Below are 24,771 nucleotides of genomic sequence, written 5' to 3' on the forward strand. Positions count from 1 at the left end.
AGATCACCGGTCGTCCTCGTGGCCGAGTGCACTGTCGTCTTCGAGGGAGACGTACTCGCCTGCGTCGAGGCCAACGAGAACGATTCCGAAGAACTACCGGCGTCGACTGTACGCCGGTGAGAGCTCGGTCGCCTGCATCTGTTCGTGGACGTCAGGATTGATTACCGGAATGACGCCCTCAATCTCCTCCTTTCCATACTCTTCACGGATGAGGTCATGGATATCGTTCGCGAGGGCAACAGCCTCGTCTTGCTTGGTGGCACTCGCCTCGTTCTCCGGGAAGTCAGCCAGTCCGATACCCTCAACAACGATGAACAGGTGGTCGTCACTCATTGTCGACCTCCTCGACGAGTAGCGTCGTTTCGGGCAATGGATCGCGGGAAGTCGACAGGTTCTCCGAACTCTCCAGCGTTTCCTTGACCAACTCGACCAGTGCCTCCGGAACATTCCCAAAGTGAACGATAGCGTCGGGGTCGGGATAACTGTCGTATTGCTGTGCAGTCGTTTCGTCTGTCTTGTTTGCACTCATAATCAGTAGGCGGCACGCCCTCTCTGGGACGCCCTCACCACACAGGGGCGCAGAAAATTCGGGTAATTAGAGTTTGTAGAGACGGAAGTCTATTGTCGAGGAGAAGTGGGCAGTGCAGGGTATTGTGTGAACGATGCAAGGTATTTATGAGGGGTACTAACAAACACCATGGTCGGCGGCCTCTCCAAATGGTTGGGGCCTCGGGAGTGTCTGAGGCCATCGCTCCCACCCGTTTTCAATAGAGGACTGATAGCTACTGCATATTGGCTCTGTTGAAACCCTCACCAGGTGACAGTTCTTGTCCCAGTTGTAATAAATGCAGTTTACGTATCGGCTACAAGCGCACCTCCGACGAGTATAATAATTGTTTCAAGACACATGTGGAACTGTTCGCTCTACAACAATGGTGGGGAGTGTGTGGGCGAAAGGGAGACTCTGGGCCCATACTTCACGGTCATAGTCCAGTGTCTGCCTTTCGCCTCGGCTAGGATGTGGCGCCCACGCTATGAGTTCTGAACTGTAGCGTTTGTCAGAGACGAACCTGTTCCCACATCTTGCTACTCCATGACAGCCATAAGAAATTGTTTTACTTCGAATGACAAATCACGAAACTTATTGGACATTAATTGGAGGCATATCATTCCACTTTAGTCGCTCACTAAGGCTGTGCAGCGGACAGTGAGTTCAGCTAAAAGCGAGTTGAACGATTTGTGGACAATCGGGGACAGTGTGGCGTAGAACCGCCGGTCAAAGAGTATCAGATCATCTGATAGAATATCGGATACTTCCATGCTTGGCCTTGATACGCTTTCATGCTCGCGATAAGCGCAAAGCAAATCGTTGCTACCGCTATGAGTATTGCCAATGCTACACCAATAACCTCACTCACTACGATGCCGGTTATAGCAACGAACACAGCGACCAAAGACATGGGAACGTGCCAATTTAATGCATTAGATGCATTTGCTTTTATAAATTCGTCATCCGATACTAAATACACAAAGGCGATGGCAAAAAAGCCAAAGAGCAGGCCAGCGATGTGAACCAGTGCTGCAATAGCAGTATTTTGATTACGATTACTCTCCTTTCCAGTGGCGCTCGCGGTCATCAGTACACCAGATCTATTCACAGAGGCAATAAGAAAGATCAGACACAATTCCAAGTTGTGGAACTGTGAGTTACAACTTATGTTCCGTTCCAACATGGATCTGAATAGCAATGGCAGGTAAAGTGCGTCTCAGAGATATATAGACACGATGACCGACGAAGAGTTGAGTGGCATCTTGAACATCCTAAGCGATGAACATTCGAGAACAATTCTCCAAGAAACAATGAAACGGCCAATGTCAGCTGATGAATTGAGTGAGATATGTAATATATCGACACAGACAGTCTATCGTCGGACAGACAGACTCTCGTCATATGGTCTGTTAGAGACAGAAATGGAATATGATGAAGACGGCCACCATTTTCAGATTTATACCGCCGATCCAGCTCAGATTGTGATTGGCATTTCTGAAGAGGATGCTAATGTGACTATCAGTAAGCGGGAACGAATGGCTGACCGCTTCAGCGAGTTTATAAGCCAAGTGAGGGATCAATGATAGAAACTGGTTCGTGGCACCCGCTTGCAATCGTTGGCTTAGTTTTTTCACTCATAGCCCTTGCACTCGGTGTTAGTACTACGTATATTGCTATGCGCGGCTATCTTCGGAACGGTCAGCGGCCAATGTTATTCGTTACTGTTGGGTTTATTTTTGTCCTCTTGACGCCCACTCTGTTGTTATTCGTGTTCATATTCCCAGTAGCAGAGGAAGCTATCTTCTATGCGATTAGTGCTATCAACCAGACTATTGGGCTATGTTTGATACTATATGGCCTCTGGACACCACGAACCTCAACTGTTTCAAAAAATGCTTAGATGAATCTACTGAGACACTTTTTAGTTGATATTTTAACACCAGTCGTATGATAAAGAAACTGTACTGCGCATTAACAAATAAGCAGACTCACGGGTTCCAGAGAACTGCCGTCGGCTACCCGATCCACCCACCGATCTCAGCCTGTTCACTGTCTACCGGAGCGCTATCCGCAGTCTTTGTAGCCGAGTCAAACGGTGGCTCGACGAGACACGGCACTTCATCGTCGTATGTTCGGTCGGGACATTTCACGCAGTCGACCGGCCCGATGGGACTGCACTCAGTGCAAGAGGTCGCTGTCCCGTCGAAGCCGTTGATGCTCACTGACCAGGGGATGACGCTTGCGAGCCGATACGTCTCTGCTGCTGGACGACGAGTACTAGCAGACCCGCAGCCAACGGCCCCACAGACGTCGCAGGTGAGGAGGTGGTCTCGATCTGCCTCGTGGAAGAGTGACGCCGCCTGCTCGACGTTGTCGCGGTCCTGAAGCGCACACTCCCGGCAAATCGTGAACTCGAATACGCCATCCTCTCGATCCACTTCGTCGGGCCACCGGACGTAGGTGAACGCCTCACCGGAGATGTCAGCTTGGTCTCCACAGAATCGACAGTACTCAGACGTTGCCTCGGGCTGGACGCCGCTCATCGGGACCACCGTGCAAGTGTTGATTGGATTGATTTGACGGCGACATGATCGGCAAACCGAATCCCCAGAGGGGCGGTGAACGAGTCTCCGTCGGCGTGGATCGGACAGGAACACTGCTCCGTCTCTACTGGCGGGCGATGCTGGAATGACTGTGCTCGCGTTGACGCTGAGTGTGTAGACATCCTCTCACCCGCCAGAGGAACACAAAATTTTGACGGCAAGGCCCGCCGCTACAGTTGTTCCGACTGATTTAATTCATCGTAACAGATGTGCCCGATAACAGCGGAAACCGTGGTGTATCCGACCTACCAGCACCCTCTTTAGTAGCGGAAAATAATAATCGTAATCCGTATTGAATCGACCGCTGGAAACGAGCACAAAGTCTGGCTCACCGACAGTGAAATCGAGGACCTCTGCCGAGCCACCAACAGCCAACGCGACGACATCATCATTCAGCTCGGGGCGTTTGTCGGCCTTCGGGCGTTCGAGATACCACAGATCCGACCTGTCAATGTGAAAGAGCCCGAAAGCGGACAGTACCGGTTGCGTGTGCAGGCCGGGAAAGATACTAGCGGCACCGGTGGGAAGCCTCGCGATGCGTTCCTCCAGACAGCGTCGAGCGTGACCTCCAGCGCTTCCAGAACGAATACAATATCGCGCCAAAGGACCCCTTTATCGATCTAACCCAGTCTGGCGTCCGTGCCGTGGTTCGGCGGACAGCCACGCAAGCGACTGAAGCGACCGGCAACAAGGACTTCGAGAAAGTGAGTACCCACGACCTCTGCCGCCGATTCGCTCAGCGCCTGCTCGTCGACGAACAAATGAATCCACGCGTCGTGATGACCGTCGGCGGCTGGGATTCATTCGCCGCTATCGAACCCTCCCTGACCGCCCCAAGCGAGGACGGTATCGATGAAGCATTTGCAGAACTCGAACTGTGAGAAGTCCCGCTACCGATAGCTTTCGTGAGTTACACTGGGAATGGTTCCGAAGTGGCTGTCGCCGGCGAGAACAGGCTCATCACGCTCCATAGCGGTTGCAGCGATTGCCGCGTCTCCTTTGCCAATACCTGGCCCCTCACCATCATCCGCACCAGCCATCTGTTCACCGAGTAGCCGACCGGCGCGACGAGAGATGCTCGGGGTCATATCGATGAGTGGGTACGAGTCAAGCACGGCTTCTACCGCCTGACGTTCCTCGCGAGTATTCGCGATCTTCCCAACGCCAATGTACAATTCCAAGACTGTCACTGATGGAATCACCAATGGAACGTTCGCTGCTTCGAGCTCCCGTTCCTTCTCAAGCGCCGCTTCGACACCGTCGATGATATCCAAAATAAAGCTCGTATCGACAATCATTCGAATCGCTCCGCGACATCTCGAACCTCGTCGCGGTCGTCCTCATTAGCCTGCTCGATAGCGTCCCGCATCTCAGTCACTTGGTCCTCGTCGAACACGCCGCGCAGGTCACTGAGTGAGTGCCCACCGATAAGCCGCTCCACGGCGTCGCTAAACGACTCGTCATCACGCTTGTTTGCTTTGATCCGTTCGTAGACATCGTCCTCCAGACGAACCTGATGTGACATCCTTGTTGACAGCGTTGACACTCCATCGGAATCAACATTTGGGTGCGACAGCAGGACGAGAGCGGTGAGATTGTCTACTAAATATTAGTTGCAGATTCGAAGGTCCAAAGCAAGTGAACGACGGGAGCCTGACCGGTGAAAACTACTCTTGGCGCTCACTCAACAGTCCATCCGGGAGTTCGTCGACGGCTCCTGTCAGCTCTGCATGGCCTGTCTCAAGCACATCCCGCCCAGTTGGTGTGAGTGCATACCGGCTCGTCCGCTTGTCCGGAATCAAATCGACCAGCAGCTCCCGGCCAACCAGATTGCTAAGTACACGATACACCTGTTTATCTGAAACTGAGAGGTGCTGCTCGGCTACCGTATCAATCACTGCGCCGCCCCACATCGCCCAGTCCTCCTGCTCCATCTTACTTATCCCGACAAGGATGTGCCGCTCAGTTGCCGTCAGTTCGATCCACTGCTCCAACGCCCCAGAGTCCTCGCCGTCGGTTAGTCGTCCTCACTCATCTGTACTCTTCAGCACGGTCAAGTCGCGTGCGTTCCCAGCGTTGTGAGTAGCCTGCAGAATGTGACCGCAATATGAATATCAGTACAAGACGATAGCAGTTGAACATCCTAGTAGATTCCGGCGCCATCCGACAGAGAGTGGTGACATCCCAAGCAGAATAACATTCTATCAGTAGTTGCCAATACGGTTTCCTTATTCAGTTGTAGGGACGAAACGCCCGTTCAGTAAGCATGCGTACTAAGCACAGCTGTTATGCGTGTTGGACCGAGCGGCGTTTTCCAAACAAGTATATAAAGTAAATGAATGCCAGCGGGAAGAAAGAGAGGCCTCCCATTACCCCGCCACCAACTACAACTTCGAGTATCGAGCCTCCGGCAAGCACACGTCCACCGATGCCAACGAGAACAGGAATCACAAAGAGGGCTCGGAGTATCCAGAACTCTTGCTGTGTGAGCGGGAATATAGCCATATCCAGAATTGTCTGTGTGGCATCATAGTTTTTATTCTACTGTGAATCGCCCCCCAGAGCGCGAACCACACTCTTTTGCTGTCCAATACCACAGTACCTACCGCTAAGTGATACTTCTGAAGCCACCGTTGTGAGAATAATCAGTTGCTTCGATTACGAAGTTCAAGAACCAAACCGATCATCCCGCAAAGGATGAATAGCCCGGAGAGAAGAAACCAATTCCCGTTGAGATACTGTAGTGCACCGATTGCTATAAAGCCGCCATACGTGAGTGGCTGGTAGAGTGGGTGGCTTCGGACACCATCGACTGTTGAGATGAGCAACATTGGAACGACGATTATCCAGAGGACCACTGCATAGAGAGTTGGCGGCCCATTATACACGAATTCAAAGTAGGTACCTACCCCAACGATTGCCAACATACCCAGTAGGGCACCCAGACGGATTCGGTCTTGGAGGTGATGGAGGGAAGTCATTCAGACAGAATTGTGTTGTTCATCGCAATATAGGTGTCTGTTGAATGATCGGTTCGTCTCCTGTATGTACCTATTCGGGTGTTTCAGTTTCAGGGATTCATCTCAATAAAGAAATCGCGCTACCAACTACTACAATTTCTGTACTCGACGATTCGTGGTACACTGGCGAAACGCCCGAGACCGGTGTCCAGGTCGGTCCTGGTGGCGGCGATCGGAGGTAGCAGTCGTGCTCATTGACACCATAGGTACTGCTGTATAGCCGCGATATCGCCGCACAGTGGATAGCCCTCACAATCTAAGGAGTGACGGAGAAGAGGAGTGGTCTTCTCAGACTGTTCGATTCATACAAGCTCCCCATCTATGATCACATTAATATTGTACGTCTTATTTTTATATTCAATGAACCATCCAGCAGAGAAATCAGGTTTGCTGGGTGAATGATACTCATGTTTGGCAAGTGTCTGGCGCGTTCGGTTATATTGTTGTTCGGTTAGATTTTGTTTATATTCGGTTGAATTGCCGATATTGTGTAACCCTTCAGAAATAATCTGTGATTCAACTCGGTCATGGTTAATGATCGTCTCATTCTCAGGAACCGTTTCTGGAACGGTGATGTGTACGAATCCCATAGGGTCGCCATCTGGAGAACTCATGGTCAGCACTTCAGTCGATGTGGTTGCATCAGAAGTTGACTGGTCAGTTGTATCCATCATGCCAGCACATCCTGTTATCGCAAGTAAACCAATCAGAACAAGGATTGGAATTTTCCTCACAGATATTGATAGTTTGGAATAAATATAATTCTTCTGCAGTACTATTCAATTCCCTCCAATATAAATTAAAATAAATATATTAATTAAAATACCTTCACTATATGGGTATAATATTACTTTCGTGGAAGGAAATAGCCTTCCAACTAGTCGTCATAAGTATCTCAGTGGAATCGCCGGTATCGGATTTTTCAACCTATCTTCACAAACAAGCGATCCCAAGACGAAGATTGTCACTGCGCGTAAGGGAGATGAAATTCTTGAGAAGTGAGAGGTGCATCACCTTCGTGACGACATTCTCGGCTTCGGGACCGTCCAGTCGAACGAACGACAGCGGGATTACGTCCCGAAGCAACGCCGAGACGTAGAGACGTCTTCGGTGGCGTCGGCTGGAACGTCGGCGAGCATCCGTTTGATGACCGAGTGGCGGTCGTCTGAGTCGGCTCTGACGACGTTTCGGACGAATCTATCGGAGGCGACACGGCGCAAGTCGCGGTTCTCGTCGACGCGAACACGGACCAGTTCCAGGATTTCGTTCGGGAACTCGGTACTAATGTCGTCACGGTGGACGCACACGTCCGCACCGTAGTCACCGACGGCGAGTGCTGCGAAGGGATCGGCGAGTGTAGCTGAGCCTGTCATATGTACGTTGGTCGAAATACACCAGTCTTGCGGCGCTGTTAAAGATGTGCTACGAATCTCGATCCTTCTGTCAGTCGAATAGATGGGCTTCTGACGAACTATGGGTCGGTTTCATCGCGTCATAGGGGTGCTCTTGCAGGACAAGCATAATATGTCCGGAGTTGAGTTCACGGACTCGCCATGCTGGCGTATCGAGTACATGTTCACGGCCGCCGAACTGATCTGCCACCTGCGGTGATACGACTGTCACCCAGGACAGGTCTTCGATAGTCTCGGCTATCGGTTCGCCATCAGGTACAAATCGCTTGTAGCCTTCGTGGCCTTTGTACACTGAACTCCAGACATAGCTGGGATTAACGAGAGGTACTATTGTTTCGATCAAATTGAGTAATTCGTTAATCCGTGCTCTGTAGATCGAGTCTGAGTGTGCGTCACCGTCGATCTCGCTTGTCTGGAAGCCGATGTTCACACAGCCCAACATCGGTTCGTCCTTGGTTGTCGGAGGTGAGATACCTACCCGAAGTATCATATCTGACTCCGTCCAGAACCGCATAGAACCACTGTCCGTCTGTTCCAGCGCGTTCAATGCGTCCTCCAGTCTCGAGTCCGTATGTGCTGTGAGCCCGATGCTGTATTCTGCAACAGTTTCAGTCTGTCCGTCGTAAGTTGTTTTCAATCCAGCCTGACGGCACTGAGTATACAGCTCTCGGACATCTGGTGTTTTGTCGGCGACAAATCCGATGTGATATGGATCGTCCATCTTATTGAAGCTCTGCCTCACCAGCTCGGGTGAAAGTTACTTCGACACATTCACTCGATGCGACGAATCGGTTTATCGTCGGTCTCCGCTGAGAGATTGTCACGGTTGGTCGCTATCGATATCACTGTCCGCGAACAGGAAATCCGCAGGATTGTTGTTGGGTTCGACTGCAGGGTCTATCGGATTGTCCCTCGTAATCACGATGAGATGGGAGTCGTCGATTGGTTCGACTCGCCAAGCAGGTGTTTCCAGTAGTCGGTCTCGGCCACCGAGGTCAGCGACGATTTCCTCGGAGAACACCGTGACCCAGGATAGCCGAGAGATACTGTCAGAAATGGGTCGGCTCGTCGGCCGCAGTCCAGCATCTGGTTGTGGACCAGCGTTGAGCATCGACCAGACGTACTCTGGCTCGGTGAGTTTCACCAGTTCGACGATGAGTTCGAGTATTGTCTCGGTGCGGTCTCGTACCGACTCAGACGAGTCCGGAATTCCTTGATCCGCACCGCTTCGCTGTAACGGCTTCGTCCAGAACGAGAGTATCAATCGAGGGTCGTTCCAGTTCCACGACTCACCAAGATTGAGGGTAATCGAGACCGTCGTCTCCTCGTCCAGTCGAAGGGTTATCTCCTTGTCTGTTCGTTCGACTAGCTCAAAGCCGACCCTCTCAGCGCGGGCCACAGTCTCTGATCCTATCGACGGCGATAGCGTATCGGTTATGAAACACACCCAGTATCCTTCATCTGCCATTGTCGTACGCTATTACCCCGATGGACTGTCTATCTTTCTGAGATCGACTGTAGTGTCCGGGTAGTCATCTTCGATATTTGATTTGACCGCTTGCAATACATCTGCGCTCTCTGGGTTGCCCCTAGTCGCGATAGCGATGCTGTCTTTCTCTTCCGCATACTTGTCCATCTTCTCGGTTAGCTCTCGTATCTCTCTATCCTCGGCATAACTCGGGACATCGTCATAATCCCGGTTCTTGACCTCAATCGCGGTCCCATCTTCGAGTAGGATGTCGATATCGGTGGGCCCCTGATCGGTAGTGATGTCTGTCTCCAGTCTATCGATTTCTGCGTCGTCGCTGTCCAAGATATTCTCTGCTGCATCAACCTCGCCGTCGAGTCCTTTGAAATTGTTCGTGTTAGGACCACCGGCCCGTTCCCTGATTGCTTCGTATAGACCACCGACATCGTTCTGTGCCAGACTGTCAAGGTCATTTTGAATTTCTCTCGGGGACCTGCCGACATCGCTAGCGTCTGCGTAGTCATCATACGAGACTATCAGATCGTTCACATCGTCACTTTCGAGGCCGTCGACATTGTCGGCCAAATCAGTAGCATCGTTGGTGAGTCTCACACCGTCTGCGCCCTTTCTATCAATCAGATCGGTCGCCGCGTCCTGTGCATTGCGGTCAAATCCGATAATGGAATCCAGAGCGCCTTTCGTGTCGACATTTCGCAGTTCATCATCGCCGATGTCCGACACCGCCGTCACGAAGTCATCTCTCACATCGTCGGGGAGACCAGGGCAGGTCCCGCTCTGTTTGAGGGCCGCCGACGGTCCTGCGACCGAGTGATGCCGGTCGGTCCGAAGCGAGCCCGCTCCGCCGAGCGACGGCGCACTTCTGGCCCCACATGGCGAGACGATAGCGTCGAACGTATCGGAGTCACTGCGTGCTGCGAAATCGGCCGCGTCGTCACCGTTGCGTGCAAGCAGGTCGTCGAACTCATCCTTGCCGTCACTATCGAGACCATCGTACCGATTGAGCGCTGTCGCTATCTCGTCGCTGTCGACCGCGTCGCTGTCGTAGGCCCGGGTGAACCGCCGCTGGGTGGCGGCGTCGTCCATCCGGAACAGCACGTCGGCGGCGTCGCCGTCAGTATCAGTGAGGTCGTTGAGCGCTCGCCGCCCGCTCAGACCGGAGTTCTTGAAGAGATCGGTGGCCTCGCTCGTCGTGATTATAATAGTTGGTTTTGGACCAACGTTGCTATAGTCTTCTCTTCAGCGGGTACAGGAAATGCAGACTCCCAGATCATTCTCCGCTACTCAAGTAATTTGACAGAATCAGGACACCAAGGTGGCGAGTGCTGCTTCGTCCGCCTTCATCTCATCACGCGTCACCAGACGGATTGTACCGCACGTCGTCAATAGCGTTCTCAAGTTTGTCTTCATAATCAGGTGCAAATATGTCGGGGTGGGACGCTTCCAGCATGCACTCGATATCAGCGCGTACACTCAACACAGCTGCTTCGAACGGTTCTAGATTCTCTCTGTCATCTGGTTTATCCATCCGGTCTAACCACTCCAGCATAACAATCGCCTCGTTCGGGGTCAGTTCGAGCGTAATCGAGTTCTCATCGCTCATTTCGTCCATACGCATCTCTGTCTGTCTGGGGCTTACTTTCTGTTTCGGATTCTGACGTGAAATTAGCAGGAAACGACAAAAACTCGCAGATAAGCGTCTTACCGGAGCATCTATGATAGTTCTCCGGTACTCGTCACGCTCTGTTTTTGCGACGGACTCAACTCCCATCCGGAGAGGAACTCGCCATTCGGTCGTACTATGATATTGTTGTCGGTCCGTGAGTTGTAGAGGTGGGTGACTGGGATTCGAATGGCCACGTCGGCTGGAACGTCAACGATGGCGACTGTGATTGATTCACTCTCAGGAAGTGCGTACTCGTCGCGGATTTCTTCTTCGTCGGCGGTAGCATCGAACTGGTCACGGCGGTGGAGCCAGCGTTCGCCGGGCAGGCCGTCGGGGTCGAACTGGAGGTATTCAGTCGAATCGGTGGTCGTTGCGTCCATGACGATGGATCCGTCCGCGTATGGGTTTGCAATTGGTTGTAATTGAGTGTTGGTTGACTTCGTCCGCTCACCACAGACCAGTGTCGATGACCTCTCGATCATATCTGTCGCCGGTGTCGGGGTCGAGTCGGTAGCGGTGGTCAGTGGTGCGATTGACTGCGGTTTGCTCCCAGAGTTCGCCATCTTCGACGAAAATGGTGCCTCGTCGTTCGCCAGCATCCGAACGCCAGCGTTCGGTGCCATCGGCCTCGAAGGCATAGAGAGTGTGAGTGGCCTGTTTACACCGCAGGAAGATGGCGGTATCGAATTCGACAACTCGGGTGATCTCGCCGCTAAGTTCAATAGTTCTGTCGGCAATGGGTAACTGGTTATGTGGCCATTTGTTGAGAATGTCACCAGTCTCGGGATCGAATTCGAAATTCCCTTCGGTGTGCTGAGTTAGGTAGCGATCTAGAAGTGTCCACAAATCGTAATGGTGGGCATCTTCTTCGTCACTCTGTACCGACTCAATTACCCATTCACGTTCTCCAGACGGAGTCACTGAAATAACATTTCGGGTTTGGTCTTTGATGTGAAAATCGAATCCTTCTATATTGCGGTTTTGGTACTCTGTCCGGAGAATCACACGCTCATCAGCCACAATCGAATCTCCGATAGGATACTGGAAAACGATCTCCTCACCGTTAATCGAGATTCGGTCCCAGTCAACCTCAATTGTCATGGAGAATCACCGCTAAGGAACGTATCCATATCCAATTTTCCATCCCTAATGGCTGGTAGATCTTTCATTTTGAGGTCCCTGCTTTCGTCCATCATATCTTCACCACGAATCTCGTACTGAATCCCACCACCATCGTGGCCAAAGTTCTCCCCGGCCTCGCTGATGCGGACGGTGGTTCCTTCATCGACATCAAGCCTGGTAACTTTGTCGGCGTCGCCGGGAAGCGCGTATCGGTCGACAATCTCGTCCGACCCGACATCAGCGTCGCTACGCAACCGATCGATGTCGTCGGCGTCGGTCGCCCAGGGTCCGGCCTCGTGGTTGTTTCTCGTCGAATCCCAGAACCGATAGACCGAGAGAGATTCGTCGGCTTTCCCGTCGATGACGATAGTATCGGCGTCGTACGGGCTTTCCGGGTCGTCGTACCACGACGAGTAGTACGGATCCGAATCGACGTCGATGTCGGAAGCTGGTTTGAAGCTGGTGATCGTGACGTCGTCGCTGACGGAATCGACTTGCTTGAGCGCCGTTGTTACCGATTGCTTGGAAATGTCCGGATCGCCTGCAGCGCGGATCCAGGACTTCCGGAGATCGTCATCGTCGAGAAGACGCCGGAACTGCCTGGCCTCTCCCTCGTCAAGGTCCCCATACTCCCGGGTCGCACGCGAGAGGTCAACGGCGTCAATATCGGTGTCCCCAAGCAGTTTCCGAAGCGTATCGTCTCCAAGTTCGTCGACGAGCTTGACGCCAGCCCCATCCGTATCGGCGATGAGCTGCTTGGCCCGGCGTTGCTGAGTACCGCCGAGGTCGTTGACTTTCCGGACAACTCGGTGGAGTTGCTTGTTGGAATCAATACTATCGCTGTTGGCTGCCCGAATGATTGCCCGATCATATGCGTCGTCTACATCACCGGAGCCATCTGCGATGAGCCGCACTGTCTGCGGATCGGCGCTAGTGGCTTCCGCAACATCGCTGGCACCCACATTGTCGCCGTTTTTCCAAGTCTTATATAAATCCGCACGCGCCGCTTCGTCTAGATCATCGCTCAGGAACGCCGCTTGCTGACCGTCGTCCATCCGACGCAACATCCGTGAAACCTGCTTGGGGTTGTTTTCAGCCATCAGCTTCCCGGCAGTCTCCAGTTCCGACGGGGAGCGACCGCCAAGGTCAGCATCTCGGAAGTATCGGGCTGAGAGCTTCCGTTGCTTGGTATTTAGATCATAGACCTTCTGCGGCGTTTTGTCGGCTACGTAACGCCGTGTTCTGACCACCTTCCCAACCGTCCGGGAATTGCGTAGTGAGTAGCGTGCGAACGGGCGCTTGGCTTGGTCAACGCCAAATGAGGCCACGCGGCCAACACCTCGTGCTGGGAGTTCACTCGCGTATTTCAGCTGCCGTGCTGCGGTGACCGACTTCCCCAAATATCGAGTATTGTCGATTTTGTTGACTTGGCGAGCAACTCGGCTGGAATCGCTCGCTGCCTTCGTGACCGCCGCTCCAGTGAGCTCTTCGATGACAAGAAATCCCATGTAGCCGTCGAAATACCCGCGGGCGAAGCTCTCATTTTCTGGTGTATTCGGGGGGAAGGGGTTATTTACACGCTGGCGGTTCTTGAATTGTGTTTCCATTGACTCATACGTGCGGCCATAATTTGCCAGCGCATTCGGAACCTGAGATAGTCCCGCTGCTGTCTCCACTGGATTCGAGATGGTGTATCCAATCTCTCCAGCACCGTGCATGAGCCCGGACCCCCGCCCGAAGGTCTTGGCCTCTAGCGTTCCGATCGTGCCGTAATGCCCTTGAAGATTGTTGACAATATTGTTCGACCGCGTCAGCGCGGGGACACGTCGCTTGTTGCCGTGGCTGTCGTAGGCGTAGATGTATACCTCAGTCCCACCTGCAAAGGTTCCCGCGCTCTGGAGCGCGTTTCCAGTTAGTTCCTGACTGTAGTGATATTGCGTGTGTCCGGTGAAGTTCGTTCGGTCGAGAGTTTCGTTTCCGCGTTGAGCAATACGAACAGTGCCGAGCCCGCTTCGGTCGCGCACACGGAAGTCAAGCACATAATGAGGGCCAGCCCAAGCGGGATTGTACGAGTCAGTACGGAGGGATTTGATGGCCGGACCCCGAATATCGTGTAATGTTGGGTCCAGACCGTCGTGAAATTCGGTCGTATCCGGGATTCCATCGTTGTCGGTGTCTACTTGCCGTGGATTCGTTCGGTACCGCCACTCTTCTGCGTCCGAGATTCCATCTCCATCGGTGTCCGGATTTAGAGCCGACGAGGTGACATTCAATACCGTCCCTGCCGCTTGGAGATTGAGGCTCTGATTGTCTGTGACCATCGCCTCGCGCAAGGCGTTTGCCTCAGTTTTAGAATCGAAAGTGACAATTGTCATGTTTCTGACCTCACGGTCATCGCTGAGTCCATCGCCATCGGTGTCGATCTGCCGCGGATGGGCGACGTGGTTGTAATAGGAGGCAGTCCTGCCGCGATGCTTGACCTCGGCGTACTGGCCGATTTCTCTGCTGTCTGAGAGGCCGTCGCCGTCGGTATCGTTGATCTTGGTTGTGGTATTCGCAACACGAGAGAACACCGTCGGGAGCCCTCCTGCGTCATTGACGAAGTTGACCTCACCGCCGGTTGCGTTTGCGATGGCTGAGAGTTGGTCCCGCGTTGCACCACCGAATCCGATCGGGTAGATCGTAATATTCTGTTCGGCCGCTTGCTCGGCTTCGGTCACGCCGTCGGAGTACTTTGATTTCCCGTCCGTCAGGAAGATTATAATCTTGGCGCGGTCCGGACTACTCTGTTCGGCAAAGTGTTCGTTCGCTGCGCTAATTGATGCGAAGTCCGTCCCGCCATTGCCACCCTCGTATTCAACATCCCGTATCGAACGGTTGACCGCTGTGTGGTTACTCGTCAGCGGCTGTTTGACACGACCAAAGTTGTCAAATTCAATGACCGCCGCACGGTCGGTCTCCAACAGACTGCCCGTGAACCGCTGTGCAGCATCCGAGGATTACGATTCTCTGTTTAGGCATTTGATCAGCTTGTGAGTGTCAGTACTTCTTCAATGCTATACGGTACGTGCCGGCCACTAACTGGACCAATAATGTATCACGGCATGGGACTCCATGTCTTTGAGATCGCACTCCACTGCTGGAGTGTCTGTGTTCCCTGGATTGCCTCACAGGTCTGCCCTCGTCAAGTTGGCGTCAGCAGTTCCGTAGTCCCATTGGCGGTCTGATTCCCGCGATGAGTTGCAGTCGCAGTCTTCCGCTCGTTCGATATTGGCGGACATGGGCTGGTTTCATTGATCCGGTTACTTTCGACATAGCGCGCCGTTGAGTTAGTCTGCTCTGCTAACCGTAATCCATAGACATCCATATTCAGCCACGGGTGAATTTCTTCTGGAGTCTGCAAGAAGATGTACGCTGGCGGCTCTTCAAACGTCAGATTAGTGTGGCGTGGACTATCACCTTCGATCTCGAACGACCCGAGTTGTTTCTCTAGGCGTAGGTCACACTGGTCGGAGTAGCCCTGTACCGACGCATTCGGTACTTCAACCGGGTCAAAGGCCTGTGGAGAGGTGGTAAATACGTCGAGCTCTAGGATGTACTCGTCGTTGTGAGCGGTCGCAGTGGCGTTTCTGAAGACGATAGGCCCCCCTGGTGGGTCCTCACCTAAGAACACATCTCCTCTGGGAGGATTGTACGTGTCCTCTTCGTGATGGAACCCAGGTTCTGGGTAGACGACTACCGCGCCGACTACGGCGACGATAACCAGCGCGAGCACGGCAAACAACGCGTAGTAGCTCTTTTTCATGTGGAATCAGTCTGTGGCTGTGAAGAGTTCTTCAATACTGTAGGCGACGTACTCACCATTAGTTGGACGGGAAAAGCGGTATCTGAGTGACATACCGCCTTTGCTCATAATCGACCACTTTCGCTTTTCCTCCCACACATTGTTTTTAGGGTCATAGGCTTCGACGATCTCCGGTGTTTTGTCCGGGGATTACTGCTGTCAAGGTTCGCCCATGTCAAACTCGTGGCCAATCTCATGAAGGACCGTTTCACGCGTCTCAAGGCGGTCGTCGGTCCGTTCATTCGTATTCTCTGGGATGGTATCGCCCACAAACCCTTCGGGTCCCGCTGTGAACACCGACATGATATCTGTTCCACTGTAGTGAAGACCAGCAGTTGTCGGACTGTCCTGATTTTCATCCTATATCTGGCGATTCACCACGGTCGATGATTTCAAAACCGGTATCATTTCGCCCTAGCACAGCGGCCGTATCTCAATACAGTGGAACCAGCCATACCTGAGTTACTTGATTGTATACGTTTCAATCAAGCGAGTATCAGCGCTACAGTCCGGGCCACCAAATCCGCCGTCCGATGGTTCGGGCTGATGCGTATACACCTTCACGGTCTGCTTAGGAGCGAGTTGGTCAACACTGATGGTATCGTTCGCAGTAAATGGTCCCTCCAGGCCAAGCTCGTTGCCCGTCAAGTTACTCCCAGCTACAGAGACTATCAGATTGTCTGGATCGACTGTATCACCACCAAGGTGTCTAACAACAACAGATGTCCCATTTTCGTGGGCAACTTGGTCAAAATCTGCGGCAAATTGAGGTGTCTGTGGACACGGGGGGTCCTCATATCCCATTCTTAAGACAACGTCTGCGGTACCGAAGGCCAGAATAGTCATACCCACCAGTCCGAGGATTACGATTCTCTGTTTAGGCATTTGATCAGCTTGTGAGTGTCAGTACTTCTTCAATGCTATATGGTACGTGCCGGCCATTGATTGGATCTACAAAGTATCTCGGCATTGGACTCCATGTCTTTGACATCGCACTCCACTGCTGGAGTGTCTGTGTTCCTTGGATTGCCTCACAGGACCCTCCAGCAACTGAATTCTTGCTGACTCGAATACGTTCCGGCGTATTGTCTTCTGGTTCATCATCACGCCCTTCGTCACCGCTATACACTTCGGAGCCAGTAACTCCGTATTGTAGGCTCCCTCCCTTGTCATCGTTTTCACCAGCGTTGAATGAATGCCCGACCTCGTGCATCGCAGTTTCTGGGTTATTAGGCGTACTCTGCGTTCCTCAGAGGTACATGTTGTCGTTCCATCACTAGGTCCATAGATACCTATCCAACTACTACGTTCGGGGTTAAATCCATCATAGCTGCCATCAGACTGGTGGACCACTAACATATGTTCCCCGTCTGAATCTTCGAAATCCCTGTGTAGTCCATACATTTCCTTCTTACTAAACCCATCAGTTGGGTCAATGCTAGTTAAACGAAGTGCGGCGCGGGTATTTTTGACCTCTTTTGTGGTTATCGTATCATCTCGATTTATATTTGCTTGAATACCATATAATTTAAGGTTCATTTCTATCCGCTCTTCCCACTCTGGAGTATCAAGTGCATCTGTATTAGCTTCCTCGTAGTAGTCAATCTCAATATCAACCGATGGTGATGGATACTTCGACAACTCACTTGAGTCAGTTCCCCAATGTAACTCACCAATATGGAGATTTGAGTGGTACTTTTTATTACCGTCAGCATACTTCGTAGTTCCGGGCGTTTCTGCCGCACGCTTGTTTGGTATTTGATGAACTCCCGCCTGTTCAGAGACTATTTCTCCCTCCTCAATACCGTCGCCACTCTGCAGATGCTCCCGGTATAGCACGACGTTGTCCGTATGTCCGACACCGTACACCCCAATCCAGCCGTCCCAGTAGCCATCACTGTCCGTGTCCGGCGTTGTCGGGCTCGTCTCGTAAGTTTCCCCGAACGTACCGGTCTGAACACCGTTGATTTCTTGGCCGTCCGTGAGGCCGTCGTTGTCGGTATCAGGGTCCCAGGGATCAGTCTGGTAGCGATCCGCCCGGTTAACGTCAGACTGACGATGGTCTGGGTTCGCCGTGCGGATCTCTTTTCGGTTCGACAGCCAGTAATCCGACCGCGTTGTTCCGTCCAGAGCTGTGAATTCGAACTGCTCGATACCGTTCTGGTTCTCCACTCGCACGAAGTCAAAGGAACCGCTCGCGTCAGTGAACTCCGGATTCGAGAGGTCATCGACGCCGTACATCCGATTCGTGTCTAGCCCCATCTCGTAGGTTTGCAGACGCTCACGCACTGACAGCTGTGAGTCAAAGGCCTTCTCGAACCGTTCTGACTGGTCAGCTGTTATTTTATACGTCTGGTCGTCGGCTGGGTCTGTGTGGGTCAGGCGCTTCTCTTCGGGGTCAGTCAGACCGTCACCATCCGAGTCCCGCGATGTCGGGTCCGACGTCACACGGATGGAATCCGACTCTGCTTCACACCCATCGTCTGTTTCACAGGCGTAGTCGTACCGATGCACCTCGCCGCTTTTGTTGACTGTCTGGATAGTCCAGCCCTCCTTTTCAAGCGAGTCGGCCAGACCATCGCCGTCAGTGTCTGCGTTCCCTTTCGCAGGGTTACTGGTCCAGCGGTAGCCAGTTACCAGCGATTTCTCGTTCGGTGGCTCATTCTCGACAGTCTCAGACATGTCAACTTCCTCGCCATCGGGAATGCCGTCGCCATCCGTGTCTGGATTGTTCGGGTCAAGCGTCACCGTTGGCCCGTTGGCCAGCGGAATGCCGGTCACCTCGCGGAAGTCCGAGATGCCGTCCTCGTCTGAGTCCACGCGGACAGTCTCATTCGAGGGTGAGACGAACCGTACGTTGTGGGCACGAAGCCACGAATAGTCTCCGTTAGTGTGGCGCGCGTCCGCCCGCAGTTTCACCGTCACTTCCTTGCCCGCATGTTCGGAGATGTTCACCCGCCGGACCGCGTTTTCCGTCCGCAAGCCGCTGCTGTCGTCGTTTTCAAGCCGGTAGATGTCGGTCTCCCCATCTTCGTCCGTCAGCGCCAGCGTCGCTGCCGCGTGGGACCATGAACTCTGGACGTGGGCCGTCACGTTCGCGATGACGTACACCTGTGGGTGATCCGGCAGCGTAATCGACCGTGAGAGAGTTCGTTCACGGTTGGTCCGTTCACCAACACGAATCGCGTCACGGTCCTCTTCGATCTCGCAGTTCCCGTCAGCCGGTTCGTCGTTGTAGCCTCCACTACGCGGTTCGACATCGCACGTCCAGTCACTCTGTCCAATCGAGTCCGGCATATCCTCAAACGTCCACGACTCGATTTTACCGACCTTCGACCGGTCCGGGCTCTCGGAGATGCTGTCGTTGCGCTCGTTGAGGTACTCTGTCCAGGCATCGCTGTCGAAGACGGTATACGTCGAGAAGTGTGTGGTATTGGCCGTCACGGTATCTGTCGTGGTGTTGACCGACGACGGCACCTGCTCGTACCGGTTCGCCGATTCGTTGAACCAGTAGATAGAGACGTTCGACTCTGCTCCCGACACTTGCGATTCGTTGTACTCGATGGAGATTTCCGCTTGCGAGAAATTTGCGTCGGATTCGAACTCAACGAACGGAGCAACAGTCCCAGTGGGTGCGTAGTCGTCCTGATATCGAACGTTGACTGGCTCATCCACCGTTGTCTCCGCACTCACGTTTCCAGCACCAGTGATGTTCACCGAGGCACCGAGGCTTTCATTTCGAGCGGTCGTAGTGTAGGTCTCGTTCCCATCTGTGACACTGTCTCCGTCGGTATCAGGGTTCAGTGGGTCCGTGTTGAACGGGTCAGTTCGCTCGTCACCATCGGTCACCCCGTCCTCATCAGTATCTGGCGAGAGCGGGTCAGTTCCAAGTTCGAGTTCCTCGGGGTCAGTCAGGCCGTCGTTGTCCACATCGGCGTACAGCGGGTGAGTTCCGGCAGCCAATTCTTCTCTGTGTGTGAGCCCATCGTCATCGGGGTCTGCACGGTCGTCAGTGAACCCGTCGCCATTAGAGTCTCTCTTGGTTGGATTCGTCTTCGTGAGTCTGTGTTCGTCGCTGTCAGTAAGGTTGTCCCCATCCGTGTCAGGGTCAGTCGGATCAACGCCTTGGAGCCGTGATTCTACCTTATCAGGGAGTCCATCACCGTCTGTGTCGTTGCTTCGAGGGTCAGTGCCAAGTCGGTATTCTCGGTATGCCGGTAGCGTATCGTTGTCCCAGTCTTCCGCACCGTCAATCACAGCATCCCCGTCGGAGTCTGCTATGACAGGGTCGGTCCCAGTGACGTTTCGCTCGTATGCATTGGGAAGTCCATCCCCATCAGTGTCGTTCGAGGATGTCGAGCGTGTGGCGGCGAGGAGCCACTGGATATCCCCGACATCAGTTCGGTCGTCACCCGTGTAATCATACGCGGTCCAGTTAGCACCGGCTGCTGTCGTCTCTAAATTACGCGACAGGGCGTCAACGTCGACGATGTTGATAGCGCCATCGCCATTGACATCTTCGTAGAGTCCGTCACCATCTGGATCACTGGGTTGGTGCTCACCGACGAGTGGGTACGGATGAGAATCGTTTTCCCGGGGCGCTAACTGCTCAATGGTACTCGCATTCGGTTCTGTTGAGTCATTCCACCTGGTCGAAAGTGGCCCGGTCGCCTGGTTCCCGGCCGCTGAGGTGGGTGTCTGTGCTGGTTCGTTTCCGGCCGTGGTGACAGCTTGGTTTCCGGCATCTGTGAGAGACGCGTCATTGCCGGCTGTTTGCAACGGGCCAGCCCCGGCCCCAGTCATCATCCCCGAGACTGGACCGACAGTCACTAATAGCAATACACCAAACAACGCCTGTAATTTTCTCGTTGAACTTGTCATATAAACCCCCACCAGAGGTACTGTTGCTAATTTCATTCAGTAATCAGAATACTTAATCCCACTTATCTAGTTGGTGTATTTAATGAAGCGACTTGCGACAGTAGCTGGCCTGTGTATAGCGCTGTCCCTCTGTGCGGGACTCACGATGGGGGCGGGAACGACCAGTGTCGTCGTCCAGCCATCGACTGACACCGTTGCCGTTGGGAACACAACCACTGTTGACATCGTGGTCACGTCTGCTACAGACGGAGTCGGCTCGCTGGATATTGATATTGCAAGCACCAACGGGTCGGTTGCAACAGTCTCGAACACGACTGTTGCTGGGAATCCAGAAACAGTCCAGAGCTCTCAAGAAGCGAACAGTGTCCGCGTTGCGGCGACTGGTATGGATACTGCCGACAGTGGCTCAGCGCCTGTTGTCTCGGTCACGCTCACCGGCGAGGCTGTCGGGACGAGCGATATCGACCTGACTGTTGCAGCCGTTGGTGACGAATCCGGGAACGCATACAATGTCACCAGCGTTCGCGCTGGAACACTGACAGTTGAGTCCGGAAATGACACAACAACCCCAACGGAGACGCCAACACCGACTCCGACGGAGACACCAACAGGCACACCAACTGAAGCAGACTCTTCTAGCTCCAGCGATAGTAGTGATGATGATGACGATAGCGGTGACAATGATAGCGATTCCAGCAGCAGTGATTCTGGTGACACGGTAACACCGACGGACACACCGACAGTAACGGAAACGACGCCCAGTGACACGCCGACAACGACGACAGCGGCAACTGAACGACCAACCGAGCGGTCAACCTCGACGCAGACCAGCAGTGGTGGGCCCGCAATCACACCAGACGTGACGAACACACCGTCGCAGACCAGAGCGGGCGACAGTGTTGAATCGTCTGGCAGCTCACCGACAAATATGCTTGTGGGTGGTAGCATACTCGTGGCTGTTCTCGGTGGGCTTATCATCTACCGGCGGTTGTAGAAGCGGTTCCAGAACAGACGATACGTTCTCACCTCGTGGACCAGTTCAGTGGGGGCGTCGTCTGTCTCTCATTTTGAAGAGATGTCGGCAGCTTACTCACCGCCGATGATATCGTTCGCTTCGTCACGAGTCCGTTTAGCGGCCTCCTGTGCGTAGCCTTCGTGTGTTGTCTCGATGGACTTGTGCCGCAGTACGTCCTGGGCTAACTGTGGGTTTTCGCGATAGATTTCTCGACCGAGGCCACGACGAGCGCCGTGTGGCTTTAGTGGCTCTTCGAACTCATAGTCGGACCATTCGCAGAGCTTGGCGAGGATATCGCGGGCTGACTGCGTTGTGATTGACGGTGTTGGGTCCATTGGTTTCGCCGCGTTATCGAGTCTGGGGAACACGGCTTCGTCTTCGTCGGGCTCTCGAAGCTGTTTCCAGCGCCGGAGAGGGCGAAGCGCATCGTCGAGGATCGGCGCAGACTCGCGGGTTCGATTCTTGCCGAACACCTGCATCGTGCCAGCACCGAGGTTGACGTGCCGCCACCGCAGGCCGTTACGCTCTTCATCGTCAGAGACGGCGACGAGCTCCGCGCTGCGGGCTCCGGAATAGGCGAGTAAGAAGACGAGTGCCTGGTCGCGGTAGGCCGCCGTGCGGTCGACGTCACCACTTTCGCCGGCTTCGTCGACGCGGGCAGTGGCGGTCGCGCAAATGGCTTCGCGGTCGCGTGTCGTCCAGTACTGTTGGTCAGTTTCAGTCTCGTCGGTCGGAAGCGGGCCTTCGGCGTGGTTAGTCTTGGCTGGGTTCGTCGGAATCAGGCCCTCGTAGACGGCCCAGGTGAGAAACGAGCGGACGTAGGCGAAGTACCGCCGTGCTGTTTCCGGCGAGATATCGTCCCGGTCGTCGGCTCGGGCTAGCTCACGAGCGTACTGCCGGCAGAGATCATCGTCAATGTCCTTGGGGTTGGTGATACCATGCTGGTCCCGACTCCATGCCGCGAACTTCCGCAGGACGCTCGCGACGTTTGTTCGGTAGCGTCCGGAGTCGATATCGACCAGTCGTTTCTCGATGGCTGTTTCGAGGGCGTCATCCCCGGGAGTAGCGTCGTACTCAGGAGGAAGCCGATCCATGCTTCCCGTACAGCGGCGGTCCGGCTAAAACTGGTGGTGCTTATTTCCCTAATACAAACCTAATCCACAAAACAGAATTCTGGAGTCTCAGAACCTCTGTAGCAATTACACCGTGTCTACTGCGGTTGATAAATTCTATGCCGCTATACAAAAACCTCGCACGGTGAAGTTGAGACTACAGCGGGTTTAGCAGCGCTGCAATGCGTGTATTTGGACGAATCGTCAAGCGGAGACCGCTCCAGATTAGCACTCAATCATTCGTTCCTATCGTACTGCTGACTATATCGCCGATTTCCGAAGACTTCCAAGAGTGTAGCCACTCAGACACCGGCTATCACGGATGGAGAACCTCCCTAACCGATTCCGGTTTCCTTCTTCAACAACGTTAGCGTGTTATCTGCCGTCACCATCGGCGAGTGTTCGTACTCACCAGTCAGTTCGACCTGGACGAGCAGATCTACCGCTCGCCAAATCGAGTACAGCAGGCACGCAAACGCGAAATAAAAGAACCGGAGTCCGAAGTCTTTCGATGTCGTCGCGGCCATGAATCGCTTAATCGACCTGTAGCCACTTTCAATCTCCCAGCGATACCCATACTCGGTGAGAAAAGCACTGCTAGTATTCGTCATGAACACTGAGTACTGGCGGTGGTCGTCATGCTCAGAATCCTCCTTTCGCCGATAGATCAGTGTTGTTTCGTGCCACTTGTTCTTCCCAAGATGGAGCTTCCTGTCGGTCTCGTATCGGTCTTGATCCCGTTGGAGCAATCGCTTGGCCTGGGCTTTCTCGCTGGTCTGCATCCGCTTTGGGACGACGTAGGAGAGTCCACGCTGGCTGATCATCTCCAGAACGTGTTGACTATCGAACTCCCGGTCCATCAGCACGTTATCAACGTGAACCATCTCCTCAGCAGAGTTGAGCAGATCCTCGACGATTTCTTTCCGACTCTCGCCCTTCCGAACTGGTCGCGCATCTAGTACGATTGGGACAGCGTTCCCGACCAGTTGCACAGTGGCCCACTGATAGGCGTACTCGTCGGTCTTTTCCTTCGTGCCGATAATTTCGTCCTCGTGACCAGTCCGATCCCCAGTAAACGGGTTGGCTTCCGTAATATCGATAGCGACGATCCCAGCTCGGAAGAACTCCTCCGTCTCTGCGACTTCATCCAGTAATCGATTCACGGCTCGTCGATACATCTCTCGAACCTGTTCAACCGAGATATCACGAATCTGATTACGATGGGCGTGGCCCAACGGCGTCCGATCCCGGGTCGATTCGTAGACGAAACTCCGAGCTCCTTCGTTCGCAGCCAACCGTTCTCGAAGTCCGAGATGCGTTTGTAAGTCCCAATAGGCGTTCTCGTGTATTTCACAACTATCACCACGATCTAACGAGAAGGCTGGGAAGATGATGTGGCTGATGTGGTTCGTAATCGATGCCGCTTCGTTGAGGATGGTTTGATCGTCTGGGTCCGAGTTGCCCGCTTCGTCACCCTGTGATGGAAAGCACCGTTCTGGTTCGCGTGGAACAGCAACACCCGCGTTCTGGGCTTTGATTAGAATCGTCCGCGCGGCTGCCTCAATTGTCTCGCGAAGCTCTGTTGTGAACCGTTCGTTCCATGTACGCCATAGCGTCGACTGGTCCGGGAATGTCTCTATGCCTAGTTGTTCACGGAATTCAGAGTGGTGAGTGAGGTACTTGAGGAGTGCCGTTTCGTGGGTCCAGCCGTGAAGTTCTTTGAGTGAAAATAACCGGAACAGTTGAGCCATCTCGTACTGGGTGGCTCCAGAATACTGGTCATGTGGCCCAAACTCGACATACGCTACTGGGTAGTGAGACACGAACTCGTCGACGGAGTGGTGGTCCTCATGGTCGAACCATGTGGACGCAACGGTCCAGATGTCTTCTTTCAGACTAGCGAGCGAACTCCGGTCGTACAGTGGTGTTGAATCATACGCTGGCCATTCAGCGTATGGCTGCCGTGCGATTCGTCGAAAGACAGCGCGTCGAGAATTACGACTTGCAACCACTACAAGATGCTAGTCACGACACGCGCAAAAATTCGTCTAACTGGTAAT

The 24,771-nt window shown here is 53.6% G+C and carries 24 protein-coding genes and 2 pseudogenes; 3 read left to right on the forward strand and 23 right to left on the reverse strand.

The window, feature by feature from the left end:
• Nucleotides 1-93: 93 nt before the first annotated feature.
• The 3 genes from AV059_RS00050 to AV059_RS00060 all read right to left on the reverse strand — a co-directional run bounded on the left by AV059_RS00050 (nt 94) and on the right by AV059_RS00060 (nt 1,637).
• A complete protein-coding gene (locus tag AV059_RS00050) occupies nt 94-333 on the reverse strand; it encodes a hypothetical protein (RefSeq protein ID WP_058991325.1) in 240 nt (79 codons plus the stop codon).
• Nucleotides 326-529: a hypothetical protein gene (locus tag AV059_RS00055; RefSeq protein WP_058991326.1), complete on the reverse strand. Its 204-nt coding sequence runs from the start codon at nt 527-529 to the stop codon at nt 326-328. Before AV059_RS00055 ends, AV059_RS00050 begins: the two co-directional genes overlap by 8 nt.
• Before the next feature lie 757 nt (nt 530-1,286).
• Nucleotides 1,287-1,637 (reverse strand): DUF4870 domain-containing protein, encoded by a 351-nt coding sequence (locus AV059_RS00060; RefSeq protein ID WP_058991327.1) that lies wholly within the window; start codon nt 1,635-1,637, stop codon nt 1,287-1,289.
• Between the two features lie 148 nt (nt 1,638-1,785).
• Here AV059_RS00060 and AV059_RS00065 point away from each other — a divergent pair, with 148 nt between their 5' ends.
• The gene (locus AV059_RS00065; RefSeq protein WP_058991328.1) at nt 1,786-2,133 is read left to right on the forward strand and encodes a winged helix-turn-helix domain-containing protein; all 348 of its coding nucleotides are present in this window, start codon (nt 1,786-1,788) and stop codon (nt 2,131-2,133) included.
• Between the two features lie 432 nt (nt 2,134-2,565).
• Here AV059_RS00065 and AV059_RS00070 read toward each other — a convergent pair whose 3' ends face one another.
• Nucleotides 2,566-3,093 carry a hypothetical protein gene (locus tag AV059_RS00070; protein ID WP_195156591.1) on the reverse strand — a complete coding sequence of 176 codons (528 nt, stop codon included), beginning with the start codon at nt 3,091-3,093 and terminating at the stop codon, nt 2,566-2,568.
• Between the two features lie 345 nt (nt 3,094-3,438).
• Between AV059_RS00070 and AV059_RS00075 the strand changes: the two are divergent.
• Nucleotides 3,439-4,034, forward strand: a pseudogene (locus tag AV059_RS00075) (site-specific integrase).
• 9 nt (nt 4,035-4,043) lie between these two features.
• Here the strand turns inward: AV059_RS00075 and AV059_RS00080 are convergent.
• The 17 genes and pseudogenes from AV059_RS00080 to AV059_RS00150 form a co-directional block, all read right to left on the reverse strand.
• Entirely contained in the window at nt 4,044-4,451 is a 408-nt protein-coding gene (locus AV059_RS00080; protein ID WP_058991330.1) for a PIN domain-containing protein, read from the reverse strand.
• Nucleotides 4,448-4,678, reverse strand: a complete 231-nt coding sequence (locus AV059_RS00085; RefSeq protein ID WP_058991331.1) for an antitoxin VapB family protein — start codon at nt 4,676-4,678, stop codon at nt 4,448-4,450. The genes AV059_RS00080 and AV059_RS00085 overlap by 4 nt, the downstream gene beginning before the upstream one ends.
• 142 nt (nt 4,679-4,820) lie before the next feature.
• Complete coding sequence (locus AV059_RS00090) at nt 4,821-5,147, reverse strand: hypothetical protein (RefSeq protein ID WP_058991332.1); 327 nt, start codon at nt 5,145-5,147, stop codon at nt 4,821-4,823.
• Nucleotides 5,148-5,439: 292 nt separating this feature from the next.
• Nucleotides 5,440-5,658, reverse strand: a complete 219-nt coding sequence (locus tag AV059_RS00095) for a hypothetical protein (protein WP_058991333.1) — start codon at nt 5,656-5,658, stop codon at nt 5,440-5,442.
• A gap of 817 nt (nt 5,659-6,475) precedes the next feature.
• Entirely contained in the window at nt 6,476-6,907 is a 432-nt protein-coding gene (locus AV059_RS21750) for a hypothetical protein (RefSeq protein ID WP_154020957.1), read from the reverse strand.
• A gap of 336 nt (nt 6,908-7,243) precedes the next feature.
• Nucleotides 7,244-7,546, reverse strand: coding sequence for a hypothetical protein (locus AV059_RS00105; protein WP_228841660.1), 303 nt, complete (start codon nt 7,544-7,546; stop codon nt 7,244-7,246).
• Between the two features lie 70 nt (nt 7,547-7,616).
• Nucleotides 7,617-8,306, reverse strand: coding sequence for a hypothetical protein (locus AV059_RS00110; RefSeq protein ID WP_058991335.1), 690 nt, complete (start codon nt 8,304-8,306; stop codon nt 7,617-7,619).
• Between the two features lie 99 nt (nt 8,307-8,405).
• Nucleotides 8,406-9,053 (reverse strand): hypothetical protein, encoded by a 648-nt coding sequence (locus tag AV059_RS00115; protein ID WP_154020958.1) that lies wholly within the window; start codon nt 9,051-9,053, stop codon nt 8,406-8,408.
• A 12-nt stretch (nt 9,054-9,065) separates the two neighbouring features.
• On the reverse strand, nt 9,066-10,157 hold the full coding sequence (locus tag AV059_RS00120; RefSeq protein ID WP_058991337.1) for a hypothetical protein: 1,092 nt from the start codon (nt 10,155-10,157) through the stop codon (nt 9,066-9,068).
• A gap of 262 nt (nt 10,158-10,419) precedes the next feature.
• Nucleotides 10,420-10,683, reverse strand: coding sequence for a hypothetical protein (locus tag AV059_RS00125; protein ID WP_058991338.1), 264 nt, complete (start codon nt 10,681-10,683; stop codon nt 10,420-10,422).
• Between the two features lie 101 nt (nt 10,684-10,784).
• Nucleotides 10,785-11,117 (reverse strand): hypothetical protein, encoded by a 333-nt coding sequence (locus tag AV059_RS22630; protein WP_058991339.1) that lies wholly within the window; start codon nt 11,115-11,117, stop codon nt 10,785-10,787.
• 67 nt (nt 11,118-11,184) lie between these two features.
• The gene (locus AV059_RS00135; protein ID WP_005532784.1) at nt 11,185-11,838 is read right to left on the reverse strand and encodes a PQQ-binding-like beta-propeller repeat protein; all 654 of its coding nucleotides are present in this window, start codon (nt 11,836-11,838) and stop codon (nt 11,185-11,187) included.
• Entirely contained in the window at nt 11,835-14,234 is a 2,400-nt protein-coding gene (locus AV059_RS00140; protein ID WP_369815282.1) for a hypothetical protein, read from the reverse strand. Before AV059_RS00140 ends, AV059_RS00135 begins: the two co-directional genes overlap by 4 nt.
• A gap of 6 nt (nt 14,235-14,240) precedes the next feature.
• Nucleotides 14,241-14,840: pseudogene (locus AV059_RS22890) on the reverse strand (VWA domain-containing protein); the annotation flags it as partial.
• A 203-nt stretch (nt 14,841-15,043) separates the two neighbouring features.
• Nucleotides 15,044-15,664 carry a hypothetical protein gene (locus AV059_RS00145; protein ID WP_058991341.1) on the reverse strand — a complete coding sequence of 207 codons (621 nt, stop codon included), beginning with the start codon at nt 15,662-15,664 and terminating at the stop codon, nt 15,044-15,046.
• Between the two features lie 501 nt (nt 15,665-16,165).
• On the reverse strand, nt 16,166-16,549 hold the full coding sequence (locus AV059_RS21760) for a hypothetical protein (protein ID WP_154020959.1): 384 nt from the start codon (nt 16,547-16,549) through the stop codon (nt 16,166-16,168).
• A gap of 105 nt (nt 16,550-16,654) precedes the next feature.
• Nucleotides 16,655-20,533 (reverse strand): dockerin type I domain-containing protein, encoded by a 3,879-nt coding sequence (locus AV059_RS00150; RefSeq protein WP_154020960.1) that lies wholly within the window; start codon nt 20,531-20,533, stop codon nt 16,655-16,657.
• Between the two features lie 196 nt (nt 20,534-20,729).
• On the opposite strand from AV059_RS00150, the gene AV059_RS00155 reads away from it, so the two are divergent.
• Nucleotides 20,730-21,578, forward strand: a complete 849-nt coding sequence (locus AV059_RS00155; RefSeq protein ID WP_058991343.1) for a hypothetical protein — start codon at nt 20,730-20,732, stop codon at nt 21,576-21,578.
• A 92-nt stretch (nt 21,579-21,670) separates the two neighbouring features.
• Here AV059_RS00155 and AV059_RS00160 read toward each other — a convergent pair whose 3' ends face one another.
• Both AV059_RS00160 and AV059_RS00165 read right to left on the reverse strand, forming a co-directional pair.
• Nucleotides 21,671-22,693: a tyrosine-type recombinase/integrase gene (locus AV059_RS00160; protein WP_058991344.1), complete on the reverse strand. Its 1,023-nt coding sequence runs from the start codon at nt 22,691-22,693 to the stop codon at nt 21,671-21,673.
• Nucleotides 22,694-23,046: 353 nt separating this feature from the next.
• A complete protein-coding gene (locus tag AV059_RS00165) occupies nt 23,047-24,723 on the reverse strand; it encodes a transposase (protein ID WP_058991345.1) in 1,677 nt (558 codons plus the stop codon).
• Nucleotides 24,724-24,771: the final 48 nt, after the last annotated feature.

Origin of the sequence: Haloarcula sp. CBA1127 (assembly GCF_001485575.1) — an archaeon.
In the GTDB taxonomy this organism is placed as follows: Archaea; Halobacteriota; Halobacteria; order Halobacteriales; family Haloarculaceae; genus Haloarcula.

What these genes read in the sequence shown, in the direction of transcription:
- AV059_RS00050 (WP_058991325.1), bottom strand. Translation starts at nt 333, where the DNA reads ATGAGTGACGACCACCTGTTCATCGTTGTTGAGGGTATCGGACTGGCT.
- AV059_RS00065 (WP_058991328.1), top strand. Translation starts at nt 1,786, where the DNA reads ATGACCGACGAAGAGTTGAGTGGCATCTTGAACATCCTAAGCGATGAA.
- AV059_RS00145 (WP_058991341.1), bottom strand. Translation starts at nt 15,664, where the DNA reads ATGAAAAAGAGCTACTACGCGTTGTTTGCCGTGCTCGCGCTGGTTATC.
- AV059_RS00160 (WP_058991344.1), bottom strand. Translation starts at nt 22,693, where the DNA reads ATGGATCGGCTTCCTCCTGAGTACGACGCTACTCCCGGGGATGACGCC.
- AV059_RS00055 (WP_058991326.1), bottom strand. Translation starts at nt 529, where the DNA reads ATGAGTGCAAACAAGACAGACGAAACGACTGCACAGCAATACGACAGT.
- AV059_RS00070 (WP_195156591.1), bottom strand. Translation starts at nt 3,093, where the DNA reads ATGAGCGGCGTCCAGCCCGAGGCAACGTCTGAGTACTGTCGATTCTGT.
- AV059_RS00155 (WP_058991343.1), top strand. Translation starts at nt 20,730, where the DNA reads ATGGGGGCGGGAACGACCAGTGTCGTCGTCCAGCCATCGACTGACACC.
- AV059_RS00120 (WP_058991337.1), bottom strand. Translation starts at nt 10,157, where the DNA reads ATGGACGACGCCGCCACCCAGCGGCGGTTCACCCGGGCCTACGACAGC.
- AV059_RS00080 (WP_058991330.1), bottom strand. Translation starts at nt 4,451, where the DNA reads ATGATTGTCGATACGAGCTTTATTTTGGATATCATCGACGGTGTCGAA.
- AV059_RS00115 (WP_154020958.1), bottom strand. Translation starts at nt 9,053, where the DNA reads ATGGCAGATGAAGGATACTGGGTGTGTTTCATAACCGATACGCTATCG.
- AV059_RS00110 (WP_058991335.1), bottom strand. Translation starts at nt 8,306, where the DNA reads ATGGACGATCCATATCACATCGGATTTGTCGCCGACAAAACACCAGAT.
- AV059_RS00085 (WP_058991331.1), bottom strand. Translation starts at nt 4,678, where the DNA reads ATGTCACATCAGGTTCGTCTGGAGGACGATGTCTACGAACGGATCAAA.
- AV059_RS00140 (WP_369815282.1), bottom strand. Translation starts at nt 14,234, where the DNA reads ATGACAATTGTCACTTTCGATTCTAAAACTGAGGCAAACGCCTTGCGC.
- AV059_RS21760 (WP_154020959.1), bottom strand. Translation starts at nt 16,549, where the DNA reads ATGACTATTCTGGCCTTCGGTACCGCAGACGTTGTCTTAAGAATGGGA.
- AV059_RS00125 (WP_058991338.1), bottom strand. Translation starts at nt 10,683, where the DNA reads ATGGACGAAATGAGCGATGAGAACTCGATTACGCTCGAACTGACCCCG.
- AV059_RS00095 (WP_058991333.1), bottom strand. Translation starts at nt 5,658, where the DNA reads ATGGCTATATTCCCGCTCACACAGCAAGAGTTCTGGATACTCCGAGCC.
- AV059_RS00135 (WP_005532784.1), bottom strand. Translation starts at nt 11,838, where the DNA reads ATGACAATTGAGGTTGACTGGGACCGAATCTCGATTAACGGTGAGGAG.
- AV059_RS00060 (WP_058991327.1), bottom strand. Translation starts at nt 1,637, where the DNA reads ATGACCGCGAGCGCCACTGGAAAGGAGAGTAATCGTAATCAAAATACT.
- AV059_RS22630 (WP_058991339.1), bottom strand. Translation starts at nt 11,117, where the DNA reads ATGGACGCAACGACCACCGATTCGACTGAATACCTCCAGTTCGACCCC.
- AV059_RS00105 (WP_228841660.1), bottom strand. Translation starts at nt 7,546, where the DNA reads ATGACAGGCTCAGCTACACTCGCCGATCCCTTCGCAGCACTCGCCGTC.